Source organism: Brevundimonas vesicularis, assembly GCF_027886425.1.
Lineage (GTDB): Bacteria > Pseudomonadota > Alphaproteobacteria > Caulobacterales > Caulobacteraceae > Brevundimonas > Brevundimonas vesicularis_C.
This window is the reverse complement of the sequence record NZ_CP115671.1, coordinates 1,054,406-1,078,244: the sequence shown is the minus strand read 5'-3', so window position 1 is coordinate 1,078,244 and position 23,839 is coordinate 1,054,406. Positions and strand designations below refer to the sequence as shown.

Annotated in this window: 26 protein-coding genes; 9 read left to right on the top strand and 17 right to left on the bottom strand. The window is 67.0% G+C overall.

Features of this window, described 5'->3' with window-relative positions; genetic code table 11:
• Positions 1-8 precede the first annotated feature (8 nt).
• The 3 genes from ilvC to PFY01_RS05370 form a co-directional block, all read right to left on the bottom strand.
• Positions 9-1,022 carry a ketol-acid reductoisomerase gene (ilvC, locus tag PFY01_RS05380; protein ID WP_271042705.1) on the bottom strand — a complete coding sequence of 338 codons (1,014 nt, stop codon included), beginning with the start codon at positions 1,020-1,022 and terminating at the stop codon, positions 9-11.
• Between the two features lie 3 nt (positions 1,023-1,025).
• Positions 1,026-2,765 (bottom strand): dihydroxy-acid dehydratase, encoded by a 1,740-nt coding sequence (locus PFY01_RS05375; protein WP_271042704.1) that lies wholly within the window; start codon positions 2,763-2,765, stop codon positions 1,026-1,028.
• A gap of 91 nt (positions 2,766-2,856) precedes the next feature.
• The gene (locus PFY01_RS05370) at positions 2,857-3,009 is read right to left on the bottom strand and encodes a hypothetical protein (RefSeq protein ID WP_156494693.1); all 153 of its coding nucleotides are present in this window, start codon (positions 3,007-3,009) and stop codon (positions 2,857-2,859) included.
• Positions 3,010-3,267: 258 nt separating this feature from the next.
• Here PFY01_RS05370 and gap point away from each other — a divergent pair, with 258 nt between their 5' ends.
• From gap to fba, 3 genes are all read left to right on the top strand, one after another.
• Complete coding sequence (gap, locus tag PFY01_RS05365) at positions 3,268-4,275, top strand: type I glyceraldehyde-3-phosphate dehydrogenase (protein ID WP_271042703.1); 1,008 nt, start codon at positions 3,268-3,270, stop codon at positions 4,273-4,275.
• A 165-nt stretch (positions 4,276-4,440) separates the two neighbouring features.
• Positions 4,441-5,637, top strand: coding sequence for a phosphoglycerate kinase (locus PFY01_RS05360; RefSeq protein ID WP_271042702.1), 1,197 nt, complete (start codon positions 4,441-4,443; stop codon positions 5,635-5,637).
• 145 nt (positions 5,638-5,782) lie between these two features.
• Positions 5,783-6,868 (top strand): class II fructose-bisphosphate aldolase, encoded by a 1,086-nt coding sequence (gene fba, locus PFY01_RS05355; protein WP_039244618.1) that lies wholly within the window; start codon positions 5,783-5,785, stop codon positions 6,866-6,868.
• A 9-nt stretch (positions 6,869-6,877) separates the two neighbouring features.
• Here the strand turns inward: fba and PFY01_RS05350 are convergent, their stop codons facing one another.
• On the bottom strand, positions 6,878-7,513 hold the full coding sequence (locus PFY01_RS05350; protein ID WP_271042701.1) for a DUF2799 domain-containing protein: 636 nt from the start codon (positions 7,511-7,513) through the stop codon (positions 6,878-6,880).
• A gap of 83 nt (positions 7,514-7,596) precedes the next feature.
• Between PFY01_RS05350 and PFY01_RS05345 the strand changes: the two genes are divergently transcribed.
• Positions 7,597-8,616 (top strand): RluA family pseudouridine synthase, encoded by a 1,020-nt coding sequence (locus PFY01_RS05345; protein ID WP_271042700.1) that lies wholly within the window; start codon positions 7,597-7,599, stop codon positions 8,614-8,616.
• Between the two features lie 230 nt (positions 8,617-8,846).
• Complete coding sequence (gene rpoH / locus PFY01_RS05340; RefSeq protein ID WP_026108409.1) at positions 8,847-9,734, top strand: RNA polymerase sigma factor RpoH; 888 nt, start codon at positions 8,847-8,849, stop codon at positions 9,732-9,734.
• A gap of 47 nt (positions 9,735-9,781) precedes the next feature.
• Here the strand turns inward: rpoH and PFY01_RS05335 are convergent, their stop codons facing one another.
• From PFY01_RS05335 to PFY01_RS05295, 8 genes are all read right to left on the bottom strand, one after another.
• Entirely contained in the window at positions 9,782-10,561 is a 780-nt protein-coding gene (locus tag PFY01_RS05335) for a response regulator (protein WP_271042699.1), read from the bottom strand.
• Positions 10,562-10,701: 140 nt separating this feature from the next.
• Positions 10,702-11,997, bottom strand: a complete 1,296-nt coding sequence (locus PFY01_RS05330) for an adenylosuccinate synthase (RefSeq protein WP_039244628.1) — start codon at positions 11,995-11,997, stop codon at positions 10,702-10,704.
• A 75-nt stretch (positions 11,998-12,072) separates the two neighbouring features.
• The gene (locus tag PFY01_RS05325) at positions 12,073-13,233 is read right to left on the bottom strand and encodes a phosphoserine transaminase (protein WP_271042698.1); all 1,161 of its coding nucleotides are present in this window, start codon (positions 13,231-13,233) and stop codon (positions 12,073-12,075) included.
• A 46-nt stretch (positions 13,234-13,279) separates the two neighbouring features.
• Positions 13,280-14,206 carry a DnaJ C-terminal domain-containing protein gene (locus tag PFY01_RS05320; protein WP_271042697.1) on the bottom strand — a complete coding sequence of 309 codons (927 nt, stop codon included), beginning with the start codon at positions 14,204-14,206 and terminating at the stop codon, positions 13,280-13,282.
• Between the two features lie 90 nt (positions 14,207-14,296).
• A complete protein-coding gene (locus PFY01_RS05315) occupies positions 14,297-14,638 on the bottom strand; it encodes a hypothetical protein (RefSeq protein ID WP_271042696.1) in 342 nt (113 codons plus the stop codon).
• Positions 14,605-15,018 carry a hypothetical protein gene (locus PFY01_RS05310; protein WP_271042695.1) on the bottom strand — a complete coding sequence of 138 codons (414 nt, stop codon included), beginning with the start codon at positions 15,016-15,018 and terminating at the stop codon, positions 14,605-14,607. Before PFY01_RS05310 ends, PFY01_RS05315 begins: the two co-directional genes overlap by 34 nt.
• Positions 15,019-16,260 (bottom strand): baseplate hub protein, encoded by a 1,242-nt coding sequence (locus tag PFY01_RS15565; RefSeq protein ID WP_333780228.1) that lies wholly within the window; start codon positions 16,258-16,260, stop codon positions 15,019-15,021. It lies immediately after the preceding gene.
• 92 nt (positions 16,261-16,352) lie between these two features.
• On the bottom strand, positions 16,353-16,973 hold the full coding sequence (locus PFY01_RS05295) for a DUF2460 domain-containing protein (RefSeq protein WP_271042694.1): 621 nt from the start codon (positions 16,971-16,973) through the stop codon (positions 16,353-16,355).
• An 84-nt stretch (positions 16,974-17,057) separates the two neighbouring features.
• Here PFY01_RS05295 and PFY01_RS05290 point away from each other — a divergent pair, with 84 nt between their 5' ends.
• The 4 genes from PFY01_RS05290 (at position 17,058) to PFY01_RS05275 (ending at position 19,918) form a co-directional block, all read left to right on the top strand.
• Positions 17,058-17,705 (top strand): DUF805 domain-containing protein, encoded by a 648-nt coding sequence (locus PFY01_RS05290; RefSeq protein ID WP_271042693.1) that lies wholly within the window; start codon positions 17,058-17,060, stop codon positions 17,703-17,705.
• A gap of 78 nt (positions 17,706-17,783) precedes the next feature.
• Positions 17,784-18,485, top strand: a complete 702-nt coding sequence (locus PFY01_RS05285; protein WP_271042692.1) for a DUF805 domain-containing protein — start codon at positions 17,784-17,786, stop codon at positions 18,483-18,485.
• A gap of 284 nt (positions 18,486-18,769) precedes the next feature.
• Positions 18,770-19,096, top strand: coding sequence for a hypothetical protein (locus PFY01_RS05280; RefSeq protein ID WP_271042691.1), 327 nt, complete (start codon positions 18,770-18,772; stop codon positions 19,094-19,096).
• Between the two features lie 6 nt (positions 19,097-19,102).
• Positions 19,103-19,918, top strand: a complete 816-nt coding sequence (locus tag PFY01_RS05275; RefSeq protein WP_271042690.1) for a hypothetical protein — start codon at positions 19,103-19,105, stop codon at positions 19,916-19,918.
• 311 nt (positions 19,919-20,229) lie between these two features.
• On the opposite strand, the gene PFY01_RS05270 is transcribed toward PFY01_RS05275, so the two are convergent.
• From PFY01_RS05270 to PFY01_RS05250, 5 genes are all read right to left on the bottom strand, one after another.
• A complete protein-coding gene (locus PFY01_RS05270; protein ID WP_271042689.1) occupies positions 20,230-20,703 on the bottom strand; it encodes a hypothetical protein in 474 nt (157 codons plus the stop codon).
• Between the two features lie 123 nt (positions 20,704-20,826).
• Positions 20,827-21,246: an HK97 family phage prohead protease gene (locus PFY01_RS05265; protein WP_271042688.1), complete on the bottom strand. Its 420-nt coding sequence runs from the start codon at positions 21,244-21,246 to the stop codon at positions 20,827-20,829.
• Complete coding sequence (locus PFY01_RS05260; RefSeq protein ID WP_153926101.1) at positions 21,243-21,473, bottom strand: hypothetical protein; 231 nt, start codon at positions 21,471-21,473, stop codon at positions 21,243-21,245. Before PFY01_RS05260 ends, PFY01_RS05265 begins: the two co-directional genes overlap by 4 nt.
• Positions 21,470-22,642, bottom strand: a complete 1,173-nt coding sequence (locus PFY01_RS05255; protein ID WP_271042687.1) for a phage portal protein — start codon at positions 22,640-22,642, stop codon at positions 21,470-21,472. The genes PFY01_RS05260 and PFY01_RS05255 overlap by 4 nt, the downstream gene beginning before the upstream one ends.
• 150 nt (positions 22,643-22,792) lie before the next feature.
• Entirely contained in the window at positions 22,793-23,833 is a 1,041-nt protein-coding gene (locus PFY01_RS05250; RefSeq protein WP_271042686.1) for an acyltransferase family protein, read from the bottom strand.
• Positions 23,834-23,839: the final 6 nt, after the last annotated feature.

Here is a 23,839-nt window from a genome sequence, read left to right as displayed (position 1 = left end):
GGCGGCGATCAGGCCGCTTCAGCCTTGGGCGTATTCAGCCAGGCCATGCGTTCGCGCAGACGAGCGCCGACCTGTTCGATCTGGCTCTCGCGGTCCGCCTTCAGCCAGGCCTCGTACTGCGGCTTGCCGGCCTCGTTCTCGGCGATCCAGTTGCGCGCAAAGGTGCCGTCCTGGATCTCGTCCAGAATGGTCTTCATGCGGGCCTTGGTCTCTTCGGTCACGACGCGCGGGCCGCTGGCGACAGCGCCGTACTTGGCCGTCTCGGAGATGAAGTGGTGCATCTTGGAGATGCCGCCTTCGTAGAACAGGTCCACGATCAGCTTCAGCTCGTGCAGGCATTCGAAATAGGCGATCTCGGGCTGGTAGCCGGCCTCGACCAGGGTGTTGAACCCTTGCATGACCAGCTCCTTGGCGCCGCCGCACAGGACCGCCTGTTCGCCGAACAGATCGGTCTCGGTCTCTTCGCGGAAGGTGGTTTCCAGCAGGCCGCCGGTCGCGCCGCCGTTGCCCTTGGCGTAACCCATGGCCCGGTCGCGGGCCTTGCCGGTGACGTCCTTCTCGACGGCGAACAGCGAAGGCACGCCGCGACCGCGCTGGAACTCGCGGCGGACCAGATCGCCCGGTCCCTTGGGCGCGACCAGGATCACGTCCATGTCCTCGCGCGGCGTGATGCGCTCGTAGATGATCGAGAAGCCGTGGGCGAACAGCAGGGCCGAGCCCTCCTTGGCGTTCGGCTCGATGATGTCGCGATAGACGTCGCCCTGAACCATGTCGGGCGTCAGGATGGCGATGATGTCGGCGCCCTTGACGGCCTCGGCCGGCTCAGCGGTGGGCACGCCGTCGGCGGTGGCGTTCTTCCAACCCGTGCCGCCTTGACGGACGCCGGCGACCACATCGTGGCCGCTGTCCTTCAGGTTCTGCGCATGGGCGCGACCTTGCGAGCCATAGCCGATGATGGCGATGCGCTGGCCGGCGATGGCGCCCGGCTTGATGTCTTCGTTGGTGTAGATGGTGATGGCCATGGGTCAGGCGTCCTGAGCAGCGTTGGTTTTGTGGCTTGCCGGGACTTGGGCCGGCGGCGGGTTGGGAATGGTGACAGCGCCCTGGGCGGCCGAGGCGACCGAGGCGCGGTATTTGGCGAAGACACCTCGCGCCGGGCGGACTACGTGGGGCGTAAAGCCCGCCCGGCGCGTCGCCAGATCGACATTGACGTCGATGCGGCGGTTGGTGACGTCGATGGTGATGCGGTCACCATCGCGAATGAGGGCGATCGGGCCGCCCACGGCGGCTTCCGGCGAGACGTGGCCGGCGACGAAGCCGTAGCTGGCGCCCGAGAACCGGCCGTCGGTCAGCAGGGCGACATTGTCGATCTTGCGCCCCTTCAGGGCGGCGGTGACCTGCAGCATCTCGCGCATGCCCGGACCGCCCTTGGGTCCTTCGTAGCGGATGATGATCACGTCGCCTTCGCCGACCGATCCGTCCTGAACGGCGTGGAAGGCGTCTTCCTCTGAGTCGAAGACGCAGGCCGGACCTTCGAACGTGTCGACCTTGTGGCCCGTCAGCTTGATGACCGCGCCTTCCGGGGCGACATCGCCATAGATGACGGCGAAGCTGCCGCGATCCATCACAGGGGCGTCGAAGTTGGTCACCACCACCTGGCCCGGCGTTTCCTCGGCCTCGGCGGCCTCGGCGAACAGGCTGCGGCCAGTGACGGTGGGAGTGTTCACGATCTTGCCGGCCTCAGCCATCCGCTGGGTGACCAGACGCGTGCCGCCGGCCGCAAACAGGTGCGAGGCCAGGAAGCGGCCGCCCGGCTTCAGATCGCAGATGACCGGCGCCTCGATGCAGGCCTGATGGCAGTCCTCGACGCCGAACTCGACGCCGGCCTCCGCCGCGATCGCCGTCAGGTGCATGACCGCATTGGTCGACCCGCCCGAGGCCGAGACGGCGACGGCGGCGTTCTTCAGGCTGGCGCGGGTGATGTATTTGCGGGCCGTGTCGCCGGAAAAGACGCGGTCGACGATCAGGCGGCCGCAGCGTTCGCCCTCGGCGGCCTTAGTCGGATCGACGGCGGGCACATCGTTGGCGCCCATGGGGCTGATGCCCATGACCGACAGGGCCATGGCCATGGTGTTGGCCGTGAACTGACCGCCGCAGGCCCCGGCGCCGGGGCAGACGGCCTGTTCGACCGCCTTCAGGCCTTCGTCGTCCAGGGCGCCGGCCGAATGGGCGCCGATGGCCTCGAACACTTCCTGGACCGAGACCTCCTTAGTCCCGATCACGCCCGGCATGATGGTGCCCCCGTAATAGACCAGGCCGGGGATATCCATTCGCGCCAAGGCCATGGCCGCCGCCGGGATCGTCTTGTCGCAGCCGACGATGCAGACCACGCCGTCCAGCTGGTGGCCTTCGATGGCCAGCTCGATGGAGTCGGCGACAACCTCGCGGCTGATCAGCGAGGCCTTCATCCCCGCCGTGCCCATCGAGATGCCGTCGGTGACGACGATGGTGTTGAAATCGACCGGATAGCCGCCCGCCGCGATGATGCCGGCGCGCACGTCCTTAGCCAGTCGGTCCAGATGCATGTTGCACGGCGTGACCGTCGACCAGGTGTTGACGATGCCGATCATCGGCTTGTCGAAGTCGGCGTCCTGCATGCCGGCGGCGCGCAGATAAGAGCGGGCGGCCGCCCGGTTCGGGCCAGCCGTCACCGCCGCGCTGCGCGCATTGGGCTTTCTGGGCTGGGAGGTAGAATTTTGCGTCATCGGTCCGGTTCGTTTCGAACCGCCGCGCACTAAAAACCCCGCTTCCTTTCGGAGGCGGGGTGGTGCGAGGCGATCCTGAGTGTGTCTAGGGTCAGGTCGCGTGCATCCACGCCGCTTGCGTAAGCAGGCCGAGAAGTACGAGGGTAATGAGGAATACGGGGCTTTCCAGGCCGACCGGCGCGCGAACGGCTGCGACCGCCTTGGCGGTGCGTCCCTTCGTCATGTCGCGCGTCATCGTGGCCACGGGTGGCTCCCTGTTCTGACGCCAAGAAACCATAGCCGCTGGAGTCGCACAACCCCCGTTGCAATAATTTTGCGCAAGGGATCGAAAAGAACCTCGCTCGGGGTGTTTCTTACCTCAAGCCGACGCAGGTGGTTTTCGAAGCGTAACCGTACATCACATCATGTTACGTGTGCGGGGTTGAAACCAGTCCGCGACCGCTCCATTGAGACGCCAACCTATATCTAGCGCACAACACCCTACCGTTCAGAGGAGCTTCCCATGACCGTTCGCGTCGCCATCAATGGTTTCGGCCGCATTGGCCGTCTTGTTCTTCGCTCGATCATCGAGCATGGCCGCACGGACATCGAGGTAGTGGCGATCAACGATCTGGGTCCGGTCGAGACCAATGCCCACCTGTTCCGCTACGATTCGGTCCACGGCCGCTTCCCCGGCACCGTGACGTCGGGCGAAGACTGGATCGACGTCGGCACGGGCAAGATCAAGGTCACGGCCGAGCGCGATCCCGCCAATCTGCCGCACGCCGGGCTGAAGGTGGACATCGCCTTCGAATGCACCGGCATCTTCACCTCCAAGGACAAGGCCAGCGCCCACCTGAAGGCTGGTGCCAAGCGCGTCCTGGTCTCGGCGCCCGCCGACAATGCCGACAAGACCATCGTCTACAAGGTCAACCACGAGACCCTGACCGCCGACGACATCGTCGTGTCGAACGGCTCGTGCACCACCAACGCCCTGGCCCCGGTGGCCAAGGTGCTGAACGACCTGTTCGGCATCGAGCGCGGCTATATGACCACCATCCACTCCTACACTGGCGACCAGCCGACGCTGGATACGATGCACAAGGACCTGTACCGCGCCCGCGCCGCGGCCCTGTCGATGATCCCGACCTCGACCGGCGCCGCCAAGGCCCTGGGCCTGGTCCTGCCGGAGCTGAAGGGCAAGCTGGACGGTTCGTCGATCCGCGTCCCGACCCCGAACGTCTCGGTCGTGGACCTCAAGGTCGTCGCCGGTCGCGAGGTCACGGTCGAAGAGATCAACGCGGCGCTTCAGGCCGCCGCCGACGGTCCGATGCAGGGCGTCCTGTTCACGACGACCGACCCGCTGGTCTCGCACGACCTGAACCACATCGCCGCCTCCTCCACCGCCGCCCTGCCCCAGACCCAGGTCGTCGACGGCAAGCTGGCCCGCGTGTTGAGCTGGTACGACAACGAGTGGGGCTTCGCGACGCGCATGAGCGACACGGCGTTGCAGATGGCGAAGTTCCTGTAGGATCGCAAAAGTCTCCTCCCCACACCGTGGGGAGGGGGACCACGAAGTGGTGGAGGGGCTCTTTCCATCGCACCGAACTTGGGGCCAAAGCCCCTCCGTCACGGCGCAAGCGCGCCGCGCCACCTCCCCATCGCTTTGCGACAGGGAGGAGACAGGGAAACGATCATGACCTTCCGCACCCTCGACGACGCCAAGAACCTTGCCGGCAAGACGGCTCTGGTCCGCGTGGATTTCAACGTCCCGATGGAGGGCGGCAAGGTCACGGACGACACCCGTCTGCGGGTCGCCCTGCCGACGATCCAACGCCTGCGCGACGCGGGCGCCAAGGTCGCTCTTCTGGCCCATTTCGACCGCCCCAAGGGCCAGCGCGTTCCGTCGATGAGCCTGAAACCCGTCGTCCAGCCGCTGGAAGAACTGCTCGGCGCCCCCGTCCGCTTCGCCGACGACTGTATCGGTCCCGACGCAGTCGAGGCCATTCGCGATCTAGACGCGGGCGGCGTGGTCCTGCTGGAAAACGTGCGCTTCCATGCGGCGGAAGAGGCCAACGATCCGGTCTTCGCCCAGAAGCTGGCGGATCTCGGCGATCTCTACGTCAACGACGCCTTCTCGGCCGCGCACCGCGCCCACGCCTCGACCGAAGGCGTCGCCCACCACATGCCGGCCTACGCCGGCGAATCCATGCGCCGCGAACTGGACGCGCTCGACGCGGCGCTCGGCAATCCGCAGAAGCCGGTCGTCGGCATCGTCGGCGGCTCCAAGGTCTCGACCAAGCTGGATCTGCTGAAGAACCTGGTCGGAAAGCTGGACACGCTCGCCATCGGCGGCGGCATGGCCAACACCTTCCTGTATGCACAAGGCGTCGATATCGGCGGCTCGCTGGCCGAAAAGGATATGGCGGACACGGCGCGCGAAATCCTGGCGGAAGCCGAGGCCAAGGGCTGCGACATCCTGCTGCCCGTCGATGTCGTCGTGGCGACCGAGGTCAAGCCCGGCGCCGACGCCCGCACCGTCAAAACCGGCGAAGCGCTCTCGACTGACGACAAGATCCTGGACGCCGGCCGCGACACCGTCGCGCGCCTGAACGCCGCGATCGACGGCTCCAAGACCCTGATCTGGAACGGCCCGCTGGGCGTGTTCGAGGTCCCGCCCTTCGACGCCGCCACGGTCGCGGCCGCCAAGCACGTCGCCGAGCGCACCAAGGCCGGCGCCCTGATCGCGGTGGCGGGCGGCGGCGACACGGTCGCGGCCGTCGGTCATGCCGGTGTCGCCGCGGACCTGACCTTCGTCTCCACCGCCGGCGGCGCCTTCCTGGAATGGATGGAGGGCAAGCCCCTGCCCGGCGTTGAGGCCTTGCGCGCCTGAAGGCTCAGCGATGCAGGCGGATCACGCCTGCATCCTGTCTTTGAAATCGGTGTTGAAACGGCTGTAACACGGCGTGACTTCGCGCTGTCCGGCGTCTAATCTCTCGCCCAACCAAAAAAGACTATTCGGCTCAGGAGACTACCCCATGGCGCGCATCACGCTGCGACAGCTGCTCGACCACGCGGCAGAGAACGATTACGGCCTGCCCGCCTACAACATCAACAATATGGAACAGGGTCTGGCGATCATGGAGGCGGCCCACGAGGTCAATGCTCCCGTGATCATCCAGGCCTCGCGCGGCGCCCGGAACTACGCCAACGACATCGTTCTGGCCAAGCTGATCGACGCCCTGGCCGAGCTCTATCCGCACATCCCGGTCTGCATGCACCAGGACCACGGCAACGGCCCGGCGACCTGCGCCACCGCCATCCAGTACGGCTTCACCAGCGTGATGATGGACGGCTCGCTGGAGGAGGACGCCAAGACCCCCGCCTCTTACGAATACAACGTCGATGTCACCCGTCGCGTCACCGAAATGGCCCACGCCTGCGGCGTCTCGGTCGAGGGCGAACTGGGCGTTCTGGGTTCGCTGGAAACCGGCATGGGCGAGGCCGAGGACGGCCACGGCTTCGAGGGCAAGCTGGACCACTCGCAACTGCTGACCGACCCGGATCAGGCCGTCGATTTCGTCGCCGCCACCAAGGTCGACGCCCTCGCCATCGCCATGGGCACCAGCCACGGCGCCTACAAGTTCACACGCCAGCCGGACGGCGAGGTCCTGGCCATGAACGTGATCGAGGAAATCCACCGCCGCCTGCCCAACACCCACTTGGTGATGCACGGCTCGTCCTCGGTGCCGCAGGATCTGCAGGACATCATCAACCAATATGGCGGCGAAATGCCCCAGACCTGGGGCGTGCCGGTCGAGGAAATCCAGCGCGGCATCAAACACGGCGTGCGCAAGGTCAACATCGACACCGACAACCGCATGGCCATCACCGGCGCCATCCGCAAAGCCCTGATGGAGAAGCCGGGCGAGTTCGATCCGCGCTACTATCTGAAGCCCGCCAAGGAGGCGATGAAGAAGCTCTGCATGGAGCGCTACCAGCAGTTCGGCTGCGAGGGCCAGGCCTCCAAGATCCGCCCGCTTTCCACCGCACAGATGGCCAAACGCTACGCCTCGGGCGACCTGGATCCGTCCTTCCGCGGCGCCGCCGTCAAGGCGGCCTAGGATCGTCGTCTAGACCGGGTAGCGGCCGCTCAGTTCACGCCGCACCCGGCGAACGTCCCATTCCGCCTGATCCAGCGCGTCGCGTGCCTCCCGGGCATTGCGACGCGCATCGCGGATCTCGCCTCTGACCTCTTGGATGCGGTCACGAATGCGCTCCCGCTCCTCGTCCGTCAGGCCCTCCCCGCGCAGTTCTCGCTCCTTGGCCTCCAGCTTGTCTTCGCGGTTCTCGATCCGGGCCTCAGCGCTGTTCGAGGCGCTTTCCGCCGTTTCGTACGTGTCCTCGACCTCATGCAGCGTTCGGCCGTCACGATAGGCCGGCAGAAACGCCTGCTCCTCCTCGGGCCGACAGACGCCATAATAGGCATTGCCCGCCCGCCCTTCCTCCCAGCCGCGCTGGAAGGTGCAGTAGGTCCGCAAGCCATCCTCACGCGCCGAGCCATAGGCGGCCGGATTGGCTGCGATCTGAAACTTGGCGCAGGCCTTGGCGTGGTCGTCCAGCCGCGTCATCGGATAGCCCGACGCCCCGTCCGCATAGCCCTTCTCGCCCCAGGCGCCGGCGAGGCATTCGTCCTTGCTCATGGTGGTGCAGCTGCTCAGCAGCGCCGCCGCGGCGAACGCGCCCCCGGCGATCATCAACCGCTTCATCGGATGTCCCCAACGCCCCCAAGCTTGACTATCGCCTCACCCGCACCCCTCGCGCAAGCGGCCGGTCGTGCTAGGGAGACGACGTGTCCGCCCAAGATCTGATCGATGACGACGAAGACCCCGCGACCGGCGCCCCCGCCGAGGTGCTGGAGGCCCGCATCGACGCGGCCGGCGTTCGCTTGGACAAGGCCCTGGCCGGCGCCTTCCCTACCCTGTCGCGCGCCCGGCTCCAGGCCCTGCTGGCCGAGGGCGCTGTCAGCCGCGATGGCGCGGTCCTGACCGGCGGTTCCGCCAAGGCCCAGCCCGGCCTCTATGCCGTCGCCCTGCCGCCCGTCGCGCCAGCTACGCCCCAGCCCCAGGCCATTCCCCTGACCGTTCTCTACGAGGACGCCGACCTGATCGTCATCGACAAGCCTGCGGGCATGGCCGCCCACCCCGCGCCCGGCACGCCCGACGGCACCTTGGTCAATGCGCTGCTGGCCCATTGCGGCGACAGCCTGTCGGGCATCGGCGGCGTCGCCCGCCCCGGAATCGTTCACCGGCTGGACAAGGACACCTCCGGCGTCATGGTCGCCGCCAAGACCGACCGCGCCCACGCCGGCCTCTCCGCCCTGTTCGCTGCGCACGACATCGAGCGCACCTACATCGCCCTGACACGCGGCGCGCCGTCGCCCGCGACCGGCCGCATCCACACCCGCATCGGGCGCTCCACCGGCGACCGCAAGAAGATGGCGGTCCTCAAGGCCGGCGGTCGCGAGGCCATCACCGACTATGTCGTCCAAGCGACCTTCGGGCAGCCCGCGAAAGCTGGCGGCGCACCCATGGCTGCGCGTGTCGGCTGCACCCTGCACACCGGCCGCACCCATCAGATCCGCGTCCACCTGTCGTCCAAAGGCGCGCCCATCCTTGGCGACGCGACCTATGGCTCAGGCAGTCCAGCCATTCCCGTTCGCACCGCCATCGCAGAAGCGGGCCTGGTGCGTCAGGCCCTCCACGCCGCCGTCCTGGGCTTTGTCCACCCTGTCACGGGCGAGGCGCTTCGCTTCGAGACCGCGCCGCCGTACGACATGCAGCGTCTCGAAACACGGCTCGCCGAACTCTGAACAGCCGCCCGTCTGGGCAGGTCTTGAATAGCAACTGACAAAGTTCTATATAGGACGTCGATCGGCGCGAGTGGCGCCAGGGCCACGGTCACGCTTTCGTGTGACGATCCGCCTCTAAAAATGGCGGCAACCCATCGCTACTTCACCGGTTGAGGGGTGAGACGTCGGCGCACACACCGTGGCCGATGACGAAGAGCCCGCTCGTTCAAGACGGTTGGAGGGACCTGTATATGGCTGCCAATAGTACGCTCGCGGTGATGTCGCCTGAACAAGGCCTGTCGCGCTATCTGACGGAAATCCGCAAATTTCCGATGCTGACCAAGGATGAGGAGTTCATGCTCGCCAAGCGTTGGTCTGAGCACCAGGACCCCGAAGCCGCCCACCGTCTCGTCACCTCGCACCTTCGTCTCGTGGCCAAGATCGCCATGGGGTATCGCGGCTACGGCCTGCCGATCGGCGAAGTCATTTCCGAGGGCAACGTCGGCCTGATGCAGGCCGTCAAGAAATTCGACGCCGATAAGGGCTTCCGCCTGGCGACCTACGCCATGTGGTGGATTCGCGCTTCGATCCAGGAATACATCCTGCGCAGCTGGTCGCTCGTGAAGATGGGCACCACCGCGGCGCAGAAGAAGTTGTTCTTCAACCTGCGCAAGGCCAAGAGCCAGATCTCGGCATTCGAGGAAGGCGATCTGCATCCTGAACACCTCGCCGCCATCGCCACCAAACTGGGCGTGACGGAGGAAGAGGTCACCAACATGAACCGCCGTCTCGGCGGCGACGCCTCGCTTAACGCCCCTTTGCGCGCCGACGGCGAAAGCGAGTGGCAGGACTGGCTGGCCGACGACACGGCCGTGTCTCAGGAAACCCAACTCGCCGACGACGAGGAAAAGGGCATCCGCATGAGCCTCCTGCAAGAGGCCATGGAAGAGCTGACCGACCGTGAGAAGCACATCCTCACGGAACGTCGCCTCAAGGACGATCCGGTCACGCTGGAAGAACTCGCCGGCCAGTATGGCGTCTCGCGCGAGCGCGTGCGTCAGATCGAGGTCCGCGCCTTCGAGAAGCTGCAAAAGGCCATGCGCGCCGCCGCCGAAGAGCGGAACTTGGTCGACGCCTGAGCAACTCGGTTCGCTGCGCCCTCAACGGCGCGGCGAACCGTCGATGGTCACGACGCGCGCGCCACTGGGGCCGTATCGTCGGCCGCTCTCGCAGCCGCCACCACCGTTCCGACGGGCTGGGCCAGTCCCGCCTTCGTCACCTGACCGCTGGCCACATAGGCCTCCAGAGTCGCCACAGCCATCGCCAGTCGGGCGTCCGCCGTCTTGATGGCCAGACCGTTCAGCGTCTCGGCCTGTTGGCGAATGGCGCGCGTCGCCTGCGACGGATCCTGCTCGAACTGCGACATGGCCGAAACCAGGATTCGCGACGCCTGATCGCGGATTTCAGCAGGGCCGCCTCCAGCCGCACCATCGCTGCGGCGCTTGCGCGCGCCCGAATATTCGCCCGAGTTGAACCGGCGACGATCCGGCCCGACGTAGCCGACGGCCTCGATCCAGGGTCGCGGCTTCAACGTCACATTCTCGACCCGCTTGAACAGGTCACCCGTCGTGAACGGCTTTCTCAGGAACTCGTGGATGCCGGCGTCGCGCGCGCCCTTGATCGCCGCGGCGGTCGCCTCGCCCGTCACCATGATGATCGGCGACATGCGGCACGACATGCTGGAGCGTCGGATGCGCCGCGCCAGAGTCTCGCCGTTCAGCCTGTCGCCGGACCGTTCTGTGAAGATCACGCCCGGCTCGACGTCGCGCAGCAACTCTAGCGCCCGCTCCTCGTCGCCCTCGGAATAGACCTCGCGCGCACCCATGCCCTTCACGATGTCCGTCAGCAGTCGCGCTGACGACAGATTGGCGTCCACGATGACCACCCGACGAAGCGCAGGCTCCATGCGGCTTATGGTTCTGGCGTTTGCGGCGAACACATCAGACTCCGAAGTTGGAGCCGTTATCCTTACCGACCACGGGTTAAGACCTGTTGAATAGGTCTTTCTGCGTAGTCCGCCGCCTCACGCCGCCCCCTTCCAAGACCTCAGCCCTGGAACGGATCGCGCATCAGAATGGTGTCGTCGCGCTCTGGGCTGGTCGACAGCAGGGCCACTGGGGCGCCGATCAACTCCTCGATCCGACGCACATATTTGATGGCGTTGGCGTTGATGTCCTTGAAACTGCGGACCCCAGCGGTGCTTTCGCTCCAGCCCTCGAGCTCTTCGAACACCGGCTCGGCCGCGCCCTGGGCCTTCAGGCTCGAGGGCAGATAGTCCAGCACCTCGCCATCGACCTTGTAACCGACGCAGATCTTCAGCGTCTTCAACCCGTCCAGCACGTCCAGCTTGGTCAGGGCGATCCCGTCGATGCCGTTGATCGCAACGGACTGGCGCACCAATACAGCGTCGAACCAGCCGCAGCGGCGCGCGCGGCCGGTGTTCACCCCGACTTCGCGGCCCACTGTCGCCAGATGCGCGCCGACCTCATCATTCAGTTCACAGGCGAAGGGGCCTTCTCCGACGCGCGTCGTATAGGCCTTCACAATGCCCAGCACATAACCGACGCCGCGCGGTCCGATGCCCGAACCCGCCGCCGCCTGGCCGGCCACCGTGTTGGAGCTGGTGACATAGGGATAGGTGCCGTGATCCACGTCCAGGAAGGCGCCCTGCGCCCCTTCGAACAGCACGCGCTTGCCGTCCTTCTGCGCCTGATCCAGCACGCGCCAGGCCGGTTTCACATAGGGCAGGATCTTCGGCGCGATCTCCAGCAACTGCGCCAGCAGCGCGTCGGGATCGATCGGCTCCAGCCCCAGACCGGCGCGCAGCGGATCGTGGTGCGAGCGCAGCCGGTCGATCTTGACCTTCAGATCGTCTTCATTGGCCAGATCGCAGACCCGAATGGCGCGACGCCCCACCTTGTCTTCATAGGCCGGGCCGATGCCGCGTCCGGTCGTGCCGATCTTGGCGCCCGGCGCGCTGGCCGCCGCCTCGCGCGCCACATCCAGCGCAGGGTGGATGGGCAGGATCAGGCAGGCGTTGTCCGCAATGGTCAGGATTTCAGGGCTGATCGCCACGCCTTGGGCGGCGATCTTCTCGATCTCGCCAACCAGATGCCAGGGATCGACGACCACGCCGTTGCCGATGATCGACGGCTTGCCCTGCACGACGCCGCTGGGCAGCAGCGCCAGCTTGTAGACCTTGCCGTCCACGACCAGCGTATGGCCCGCATTGTGACCGCCCTGGAACCGCACGACCATGTCGGCGCGGTTGGACAGCCAGTCCACGATCTTGCCCTTGCCCTCGTCGCCCCACTGGGCGCCGACCACCGCTACGTTCGCCAAAACCGTCTCTCCGCACTGGAATGCGGGCGCAGCCTATAGCGAGGGAATCGTCCGATGTCGTCCCGTCAGGCGGATTTATCCGACTTCGCCGACCGCCGTCTCGAAGGCCCATTCCAGCCAGGGCGTCGCTGCGATCACATCGGCCGTCTCAACCGTGCAGCCGCACCATAGCCGAAGACCAGGCGGCGCATTGCGGTGCGGCTCCATATCGAACACGGCCGCTTCGCCTTCCAGCAGGGCCTTGAACCGCATGACGAAGGCCTTTTGCGCCTTGTCGTCCAGCGCGGCGATCCGCGCATCGGTGAACTTGAGGCAGACCGAGGTCGTCGATCGTATCTCCGGCCGATCCGGCAGGAAGGCGATCCAGTCTGTCCGCTCCACCCATTCCGCCAACGCGGCATAGTTGGCGTCTGTCCGCCGGATCAATTCGCTCAACCCGCCGATGTCCTTGGCCCAGTCCAGGGCGTCGATCCAGTCTTCGATGGTCAGGATCGAGAAGGTGTTGATCGCCACCCCGTCCGCTAGCGCCCGATCGAACCGTCCCTTGCCGTCGGTCAGCCGCAGCAGCTTGGGAATCGCCCGATCCGGCCGGTACGTATCCAGCCGCTCGACCGCGCGCGGCGACAGCACCATCACCCCGATGCCCGCCTCGCCGCCCAGCGCCTTCTGGAAGCTGAAGGTCACGACATCCAGCTTGTCGAACGGCAGCGGCATGGCGAAGGCGGCGGAGGTCGCGTCGCAGATCGCCAGCCCCTCGCGATCGTCGGCGATCCAGTCGGCGTCCGGCACGCGCACCCCTGAGGTCGTGCCGTTCCACGGGAACACCACGTCCTTGGACCAGTCGGCCCGGCTCAGATCAGGCAGTTCGCCCCACGGGGCCGTCAGCGCCTCGGGCTCCAGCCCCAGATGATCCTTCACGTCCGCCAGCCAGGTCAGGCCGAAGTTCTCGAACGCCACGACCTGCACCGGCCGCGCGCCCAGCATGCCCCACAGCGCCGCCTCGACCGCACCTGTGTCAGACCCCGGCGTATAGAGCATCACATGGCTGTCAGGCACTTCCAGCACCTCGCGCGTCAGCCGAAGGCCATGCGCGAACCGCTCGACCACCTCCGGCGCGCGAATACCGCGTCCCAGCAGATCGGACGGCAATCCGCCCAGCGCATAGCCCGGCCGCTTCGCCGTCGGCCCCGCCGAAAACCACGGCCGCGCCGGCTTCACATCAGGCTTCGTGCTCATGCTCTCTTCCTTTGGCGCAACCGCGCTTCACGCGGCTTGAGCGCACTCACCGCCCCGGCGTATAGGGCCGCTTGGCCCGCCAATCCTCGGCAAACTGGGTCAGTTCGGCGTCCGGCGCGTCCGGCAGCGTCACCATTACCCGCGCCAGCAGATCGCCGCGCCTGCCTTGCGCAAACGCGCCGCGCCCCTTCAGCCTCAGCACCTTGCCCGAGTTTGATCCGGCCGGCAGCGTCATCTGCACCACGCCCTCCGGCGTCGGCACCCGCACCTTGGCACCCAGCACCGCGTCCGGCACCGACACCGGCAGATCCATCGTCAGGTCCGCCCCGTCGCGCTTGTAGATCGGATGCGGTTCGATCCTCAGTTCGATCAGGGCGTCGCCGTTCTCGGCCCCGCGCCCCGGCGATCCTTGGCCGCGCAGACGGATCGTCTGGCCTTCCGACGCGCCCTTGGGGATGGTCACGTCCAGGGTGCGTCCATCTGAGAACTGAATCCGCCGCGTCGCCCCGGCGATGGCGTCTTCCAGACTGATGTCCAGCGTCGCCTTCACGTCCTGACCGCGCGAGGTGAAGTCCCGCGCGCCGCGCTGACGCCCGGCCCCGCCGAACATGCCAAACAGGTCGTCCAGATCGACGCCTTCGAAGTTGGCCCGGCCGCCCGGCCCGCCGCCTTGTCCGAAGGGATTGCCGCCCTGGCCGAACGGGCTGCCGCCGGCGCGACCGCCCCCGCCGAAGCCGCGATACTGTTCGTTGCCGTCGCCGTCGATCTGGCCCGCGTCGTACTTGGCGCGCTTTTCCTTGTCGCCCAGGATGTCGAAGGCCGCCGTCACCCGTTTGAACTTGTCCTCGGTGATCTTGTCGCCGGGGTTCTTGTCGGGATGAAGCTCCTTGGCGAGCTTGCGATACGCCTTCTTGACCTCGTCCGCGCTCGCGCCCTTCGAAACGCCCAGTTCCTTGTAGGGGTCGCCTGCCACGTCCGTTGTCGCTCCAGCTGAAAAAGGTCGAGAGGCCGTCAGTTAAGCCATGCCCCGCCCCGCGCAAAGGGCTGGACCCGCCCTATTTCGTCAGACCCGCCGGATTTCCGCCTCCACCTCTGCTTCTGAGCCCCACCCAAACCCCTCGCCCCACTGCGCCACGGCGATCCGCGCCGTCGATGTCGCGCCGTCTGGGAAGTCCGCCGCCAAGTCGGCCGTAGAATAGGATGCTGACGTCCCCTCGACCTCCATTGTCTGCACCACGACATCCCCATCTCGCACACGCAGACGGAATCGCATCGGATCGACCGGTGTCGGTTCTCCGTCCCAGTTGTCGCCGAACAGCCGCACGCGTGGCGTCCATCGGATCGCCAGACCCTTGGCCGACGTCTCGACCGTCAGACCAGACGGCGACCACGGCCGATCATGCACGCCCCTCGCCACGAACAGAGCCTCGCTGAACCCCTCACCGCCCGGCGCCGCGCCAGCCGGTCCCGCGCGACAGACCAGCGGCAGTCCTCGCTCGCCCCGCCCGATCTCTGCGCGCGCCAGCCGGTCGTCCAGAAACACCACAACCGCGCCGCCCAGATCACCTGACCCGTCACCCGCGCCCGTCCAAAGACGCAGGCCATCGGCGACCCTTCGGCCGTGCCCTGAACCTTCAGCGTCTCCAGACGTGCCCCGATCTGCCGCGCCGGACCCAGCGAGCCCACCACCCGATTGTCGATCGCCCGTCCGATCGTCGAGCCGATCACACGCCCCATCCCGCCGCCGACCTGCTGGCCGACCGCGCTCAATACGACCTGGGCCAATCAAACCTCCTCGGGAAATCGAAACACCGCGACCAGCCGTCTTCGCCACCACACGCCCATCCAGCTTTCGACCACCGCACGCCCCCAATAAGCGTGGATCATCCTCGGCTCAGACTCGCCGAAATCGCTAAGGATGGCGCAGTGCTTCACCGCCGCCCCCGGCGACATGCGAAACAGCAGCACGTCCCCCGCCCGCATCTCCACGACCGCAACCGGCCGCATCCATCGCCCCGCCGCCTCCAGCAGCGTCTCGCGCCCACCGACCTCGGCCCAGTCCGCCGAATAGGCCGGCAAGACCTTGGGCTCCTCGCCTGCCACCTCACGCCACACCCCGCGCACCAGGCCCAGACAGTCCGCGCCCACGCCCTTGATGCTGGCCTGATGCCGATACGGCGTGCCGAGCCAGGACCGGGCGGCCGCGACGATTGCACAGCCCTCTCCCTCCCCTCGTGGGGGAGGTTCGTCGCGAAGCGACGGGGTGGGGGCGGCCCGGCGACCGGACTCGGATTGCTCCGCCCTCCCCACCCGGTCTCGCCTGCGGCTCGACCGCCCTCCCCGTTCCGGGGAGGGAGAAACCGTAATTGCCCCGCTTCTCACCGCCGGCTCCCCGCCGTCATTCTGCGCGCTTCCGGCCGGATAGGCCGTCAGGAAGTCATCTCCCGGCACGTCAGGAAATCCGCGAAAGTTCGCGCCATTCCCGAACGTTCCGACGCACGTCTTCCACCGATTGTCGCAGACCCGCCCTGCCGGCGCCGCGACCCCGCATCTCTGGTCTCCCAGCCGCGCATCGCACATCCGCCCATAGGTCCGCCCGACCACCCGCTCCAGCTTCGCCAAGGGTCCCTCAAGCTCTGCGACGAAGCTCTCCCCCTGGCGTCGGATCTTCGCCAGCGCCCCCGCCCACAGCCGTACTTTCAGATCCGGCCGCGCCCAGTCCACGCGCCACAGCTCGACCGTCGCCACATCGAACAGACCCGCCGCCACATCCGCTTCAGCGATCGCCGCGTCGTCCAGCACGCCCGCCGCCGAAACCGACCCCGCCGCCAGCCCGACCGCGCTTTCACCCGCTCCCGCCGTCCAGCCGCTCGCCGCCCGACAGACGACGCCGTCCATCACCAGGTCCCGGTCGTGATCGGTGAACCCCATCACCACGCCGTCGGCCCGTTTCAGCCGCCAGACATGGCACAGCGTCGCCGCCCCGCTCTCGATGCGGGCGGCCATTTCGTTCGGTATGTTTCTCATCGTCTTCCCCGTCATGAGGGCGTGAATCGTGAGTCGTGACGTGTGACCTTGTTGGGCGTGCCCCCGCCCAGTCACGATTCACGAGTCACCCCTCACGCGCCGGTCCGAACCTCGATCAGCGGAACCGCCGCCATCCGTCCGGCCTCGAAGCTCTCCAGCGTCGTCTCGATCCGATCGGAATCGAACCGCACCGGCGTGTCGAACTGAAACCCCGCCGTCACACTGACACCCGCCTCCGGCGCGCGCTCCAGCGTCACCCGGCCGGTGGCGAAGTCGACCGCAAAGGCCGTCGTCTCGACACCACTCAGCGCCACCCGCACCGATCCCCCGACCGGCTTGGCGATCGGCCGCTCCACATCGCCGTAGCGCTTCACCAGATCGAACGCGGTGCGAACCCCATCGCTCACGCCCAGCCCCTGATCCCCGGCCGAGATCACCCCGCCCGGCGCGCACGACTTGAAGTCGCCGAAGTCCTTGAACCGGAACCCGTACAGCCGCCCCCGCCGCGCCTCGAAGAAGGCGACCAGCTCGGCCATGTCGTCCAGCGACCTCAGGTTCGCCCCGATCAGATACCGCCTGCGCCCCAGCGCCCAGGGCGTGGACCGCCGCTCGAACCCCGACGCCAGCGTCGTGATCTCCGTCCGACGCTCAACCCCGCCGGTCGAACCGAACGCCAGCCGCGCAGGCAGGCGCACCTCGTGAAAGGCGTCCATCAACACTCTCCTGTTGTGCAATGCCGCCCGCCCGGTCCACACCTTGGCGGCGGCGCCGACGCCGCGTCTTTGCGAGACACGGCCTTGCGCGGCGAAATTCTCAGCTACGATCCGATGACCGGCGAGGGGTTGATCAGCGGCGACGACCTGCAGCGCTACGTCTTCACCTCGGCCGCCGCCGGTCTCGAACCCGGCCGCCGCGTCGATTTCGTGGTTCAGGACGCCCAGGCGCTCAGCCTGATGGTCCTGCGTGACGGCCCTCTGGGGCCGGCCCTATACGCCCCCGAACCGGACCTGGGCCTATGGGGCTATTTCGTCCGCTGCATCACCGACCTCTATATCGAGGGCCACGGCCGGGCGCGGCGAAAGGAATACTGGTCCTTCGCCCTGTTCCACTTCCTGATCCTGATGCTCGCCTTCATGCCGATCATCGGTCTGGCCGTCCTCGACGCCGAGGCCGGCTACGATATGGAGAGTTGGGGCATCGCCTGGATCTGCATCGTCGCCCTTGTCTATTTCGCGCTGATCGTTCCCTACGTCTGCGTCACGATTCGTCGCTTCCACGATGTCGGGCTCACCGGCTGGCTGATCCTGATCGGCCTCGTCCCCTATGTCGGCGGCCTGTTCACCTTCATCATCAGCCTCCTGCCCTCGCAACCCGACGCGAACGTCCACGGTGCGCCGCCCAAGGGGTCGCGCGCATTACAAACGCGTCAGGATCGGCCAGCTTGACCTTTTCGGGTTGCTGGGATTGCACGGGTCGGCGATGTTGCCGCCGCGCCGGACCTGGCGCCAGTCATGGAGATCTCAGTGCGCGGTGAAATTCTCAGCTACGACGCCACGACCGGCGTCGGTCTGATCAGCGGCGACGACGGCGCCCGTTACGACTTCACCTCGGCCGCGCTGCAATCGCCGGCCGTACCCGCCGCCGGCGTCCGCGTCGACTTCGTCCCCGAAGGCGCCGCCGCGACCCAGATCCTGATCCTGGCGGGTTCGCCCACCACCACCGGCGTCGCCGGCGGTTACGCCAGCTCGACCTCGACCGCCGTCGCCGGCTTCGACTGGCAGAAGCTGTTCCTGTCCTTCGAGGGCCGCATCCGCCGCAGCCATTTCTGGATCGGCTGGCTGATCCTGCTGGGCGTCAACGTCGTCATCAGCTGGATCCCGATCATCAACCTGTTCGGCCTGGTCCTGATATGGCCCAACCTGGCCATTTCGGTGAAGCGCCTGCACGACATGGGCAAGACCGGCTGGCTGATCGCCATTCCCTGGGTCGGCTCGGTCATAGCCTTCTTCGCCGGCTTCGCCATGGTCGTCGCCGCCGCCGTCGCCAACGGCTATTCGGAAGACTACTACGAGGGCAACCCGGCCGCCGTCTTCGCTCTGATGGGCCCGGCCTTCGGCCTGTTCGCCATCGCCGGCCTGCTGGGCCTGGCTTTCCTGTTGTGGATCGGTCTGGTCGACAGCCAGAAGGGCGAAAACCGCTTCGGCCCGAACCCGAAGGGCGAGTGAGCTTTCACGGGTGAATCGTGAGCGGAAGGTGGCGCACTTGCCAACACCGCATCGCCATCATCTCGCGCACGACATCGCGCGCCTCGGGCTGGCCCGAAGCCTGTTTGGTCTCTTTCATGGTGTCTCCTGCTGAAACGATCCTCCCCCGCGATGCGGGGGAGGGGAACCGCCGAAGGCGGTGGAGAGGGCGGCCGCGTCGCGACCTTCCCATTTCGCGAGCAGCCGTCATCGGCCGCCCGAAACCTGTGATTGCGGCGGCTTCAGGCGAACGCTAGGCTCGCCTCATGCCCGCGCCGATCTTCGTCGAAGCTGATCTCTACAGCCCGCTGCTTCATGCAGCCGCGCTGATCCTTTTCGCGATCCTCTTCCCGCCCGGCACGCTTTCAGCAGGGCCACGACGTGTGGCCCGCTGGCCATGGGCGGCGACCATCGGCCTTCCGGTCATCGTCTACACGATTGCAGATATCGTCCTGACCGCCCTGCATCGCGGCGCCGAGGCTGAGGGCGAAAGCGGCCTGCCCTACCGCGCGGCGCAGATCGCCATACTCGTCCTGATCGTCGGCATCGTGGTTTTGATGCTGCGTCGCAACGCTGCATCCAAGTCGTCCTGACGCCCCATGTCCCACCTGACGCCCCTCGAAAGCGCCGTCATGGACGCCATGATCTGGCAGATGGGCGACAGCGTGCCGGACCTGCGGGCACAGGTCGCCGCCAGTTCGCCGGGGCTGCGTCGCAACACCGGCGCCGGCCTCTATTCCCAGATCGTCGTCGATGCGGACCGCGCGACCGCCAACCCGGACGCCACCGGCCTGTTCGGCACGGTCCATGCCATGGTCGCCGGCCTGCCCGACCCCGTCGGCTTCCAGATCGAACTGCGCCAGGGCCGGCTGACGGCCCTGCATGGCCAGAGCTATGGCCAGGACACCCGTGACATCGACTTCACAACCACCGCCTTTGAAGAGGTCTTCACCGTCGACGAAGCCGGCCGATCGATCCTGTTCCGTCCCGCCCGGCGCACGCCGGATCCGATCCCGCCCAGGCCAAAACCCGCCCGACCGGCCGCTGCACCCGCCGCCCAGGCCACGCCGCAGAAGCAATCCAGATCCGCGCCCCAACCGGCGTCAAAGCCCTCCGATCACGTCCTGCCGTCCGCCGCCGCCTCGCCGGACCTGGCCGAGATCATCGCCGGCCTGTCCAACCCCACGGCCTCGCGCGGCGGCCAGCTGGCGCTGGTCTATATTGGCGCCTATGCGCTGGCGGCCGTCTTCATCCTGTTCGCCCACCTGGTGCTGCACGTCGGCTGGATCTTCGGCCTGGTGCTCGCCGCCTGGGCCCTGCGCTATCTCCATGGCAAGAAGGGTCGCGCCCAGATGGCCGCCCTCGCCGAAACCCTCGACCGCAACGGCGCCTTCCAGGCCCTCAAGCCAAACTGACATATCTCAAAAGCGAAACCCCGCGAGGGCCTTTTGGCTATCGCGGGGTTCTCTGGAACCAAGATAGTATGCCCAGGCAGTAGACGCTTAACGAGCGCCTGTGAAGAACGCCTGTCTAGTGGTGCGTTTCACCATGGGAGTCATCGCCGCAATAATCCAGAGCGGCGGCTCTCTGCTCGTTAGTCAAAGTGGATAGAAAGCCAGTCATGGCGCGCGCTTGAGGGCGCAGGGGTTCAACCTCCACCGACGGACGCCCCTGGAGTTGGACCATGCGAGGCAGGTCGGACAACCATGTAAAAAGTTGGCTCATCTCATATCCTCTTTCGATAGTATGACTCACTCTTACGCTCTTTGACAACCTCAAAGCCGTAAACACTCTCGTACAGATGGGCTAACGTATCATTGAGCGGATGGATGCGAATTTCGCCTACGCCTGCCCCTTGCGCGTAGTTCGCCGCTACTTCCAGCGCGATCAAGATTCGCTTGCCCTTGAAAGTGCAGTCTGAGGAAGGCCTTCCCTCCACGAACTTCAAGGTCACCGCCTGCTTGCTAAGCGTCATCAACGCTAAGCCCACCAATTGGTCGTTAGGCGCCCACATCGCTAGGCAGAACGATTTAAACTCTCGATTGGAGCGCGCGATTGCGGGCCAATCCCAACCGACCTGACGCTCTAGCCATTGGGCTTTGATCGCACCTTCGACACGCCCGCTGTAATGAAGGAGAGATAGGTTGATCCCATAGGATCGAAGTGTCTCTGCCGCAGTCTTGGCTGCGAGCTTCTGCAAGCTGTCGTAATGCGCTTTCGACGCCGATAGGGCTGACACTTCGGGCCTTTCGCAATAGGCCTTCGTTCAAGCCCTCCCTGTCCGCTCATATTTGAGACCATGATTCTGCGCAACCGTGACGGATTATGTATGCGCCAACAAGACATCGAACCGCGCCCCCGGCAGCATCGGAAACGTCACCAGCGACACCTCCCACAGCTCGACCGCGCTCAACACCCTCAACCGCCCCTGACGCCGGGCCCGCGCCGTGCGGTAGCCGATCGACAGCCCGTCCAGCGCTCCGGCCCGGCTCAACGCCCCGGCGAACCGCGCCTCGGCCGACCAGTCTTCGATCCGGCCACGCACGAACAGACCGCGCGCATCCTCGACGATCTGCTCCCAGACCCCGACCGGCGCCCGCGCATCGTGCTGGTTCAGCATCCGCACCCCCTCAGCCCCCGTCTTGGCCAGACTGTCCGCAAACGCCCCCGCCTGCACCACGTCCCCGTTCAGATCCGCCACGCCCCACAGCGAGGCGTAGCCTTCGATGGCCAGTGCGCTCATTTCCCCTCCAACCTACGCTCGATCCGCTCCACCGCCGCCGCCGTCGCCTCGCCCTGGACCTCCAGCCGCGCCAGTCGTTCGGCGACCAGCCTCTGTTCCCCGACCCGCTGCTCCAACGTCGCGATCCGCGCTGCGGCGCCCCCGGCCCAGACCAGGCCGCCCACCGTCTGCACCACGACGGCGATCAGCAGCGCCGTCGGCACGCGCCGGATATGATGTTCGGTCATGCCCCCAACCCCGTTATCCGCCTGCGTTCCTCGTCCGTCAGGAAGCTCGCCGCCTCCAGCCGCGCCCACAGGGCGTCCCGCTCGTGCTGCAGCGCCGAGACCGCATCCAGGTCCGCCCGGATCTCGCACCTCGCGAACCGCTCGCCCAGCCAGCCCGTCATCGCCCCCGCCGCCTTCCGCACCAGCGGGATCACCGTCTGACGCCAGAAGGCCGCATTGGCCTCGCGATAGTTGGCGTAGGTCGCATCGCCCGGTATCCCCAGCAGCTGCGGCGGAACCCCGAAGGCCAAGGCGATCTCGCGCGCCGCCGCATGTTTGCCGGCCGTAAAATCCATCTCCGCCGGCGTCAGGCTCAGCGGCTTCCAGTCCATCCCGCCCTCCAGCAGAATCGGCCGCCCGGCGTTCGTCGCCCCGGCATAGACGCTCGACAGCTGATCCTTCAGCGCCTCGAACTGCCCGTCCGTCAGCCGCTCGCCGTTCCTCGCCCCATAGACCAGCGCCCCCGATGGCCGCGCCGCATTGTCCAGCAGGGCCTTGTTCCAGGCGCCGGCCGCATTGTGCGCATCCACGCCCTGCGCCGCCGCCTCCAGCGGCGACAGCCCGTACCAGTCGTCCAGCGGGTGCCACAGCTTCAGGTGCATCACCGGCGCCCAGCCGTCCGCCGCCCGCCCGATCCGCACCGACCGTCCGTCCACGGAATAATCCCACGCCTCGGGCCAGCCCGACCGGCCCGGAACCACCTTCACCCGATCCGACCGCAGCGCCCACAGCTCGTCCGGCGCCCCGTCCCCGTCCGCATCGCCGGTCGCCTCGACATAGGCGTTGCCCGACACCTGCAGCGCCCCATAGACCGCCTCCATCAGCTCCGCCCCCGACTGCTCGGGATTGGGCCGACGGATCAGTTTCGCAAGCGGATGATCCTCGCTTCGCACCCCGTCCACGAACACCGCGAACGGCGCCGACGCCGCCGCCTCGGCGATCATGCGGATGCAGCGATAGGCCACCGCATTCTTCTGATACCCCTCGCGCGCCAGGCTGGCGTAGTCGTTGGGCGTCCACCGCGGGCGCCCCACCCCTGACAAGGCGATCACCCCGCCCGCCCGGCTCTCCTTGCCCTCAGGCGCGCCCGTGCGCCCCGCCTGGCCGAACGGCCACCGGATCGAAACCATCGCAATCTCCTTTTCATATCCTCCCCCGCCAGCGGGGGAGGGGGACCGCGAAGCGGTGGAGGGGCGACGGCGCGCTCTGCGAACCGTCTCACACCCAACCGGTTTCCGCCCCCTCCACCACGCTTCGCGCGGTCCCCCTCCCCCGTGCCGCTACACTGCTCGGGGGAGGATTTTCAAAAGTGGCCGCTCCATCCACACATGCACGACCGCCCCCGCCGCCAGACTGGCGACCACAGTCAGGCCCACCACCGCATCCCCCGGCAGGACGACCATCCCGCTCTCGAACATCCGCCCCATCGCCCGGATCACCAGCACATGGACAAGATAGATTGAGTAAGACGCATCCCCCATGAAGGCGGCCGCCTGCGACAGCCGCCCCGGCGCCCGGTCCGTCCGCTCCATTCGCACCACGCCAAACACCAGCAGGGCGCTGGGCAGTCCCCAGACCGCTGCCCGCCTCAGCCCGTTCCACGGATCGTTCAGCGCCCGCACATCGTCGATGCCGCCATAGCCGAAGACCAGGCCCAACCCGAACCCCAGCATCGCCAGCGCCACCGCCCACAGCCCCAACCGACGCGGCGCCGACCGCCACATCCAGGCGATCCCCACGCCCAGCAAAAATTCCAGAACGATCGGCGCGCCCCAGAACCTCAGAACCGGCGCCGCCACGACCAGGCCGGCCGCCAGCATCGCCGCATAGGCCCCGACCAGCCCCCAACCGACCCGTCGCCCGCCGACCATCGCCAACCCGAACCCGGCGTAGAACAGCATCTCGAAACACAGGGTCCACCCCGGCCCCAGCGCCGGAAACGTCATCTCCAATCCGCTGAACGGCCAGAATAAAAACGTGGCCGCCGCCACCTCGGGGCTCAGCGTCCCGCCCCGCGCCATCCCGATCAGGATCGGCAGCGACAGCAGCCAGTAGATCGGGGCCACCCGCCGAAATCGCCGCCACAGGAAGGCCCCGGCCGCGCCCACGCCCGTCTGACCCTGCGTCGTCGTGGCGATGATGAAGCCGCTGATGACGAAGAACACATCCACACCCACGGCGCCGAAGTTCTCCAGCGTCCCGCCGCTCAGCGCCGTCTCCTGTCCCAGCCGCGCTCCCACCAGATCCAGGGCGTGCGTGCCGACCACCGCCGTCGCCGCCGCGAACCTCAGCGCCTGCACCCCGTAGAACCGCTCCCCCATCCGCCA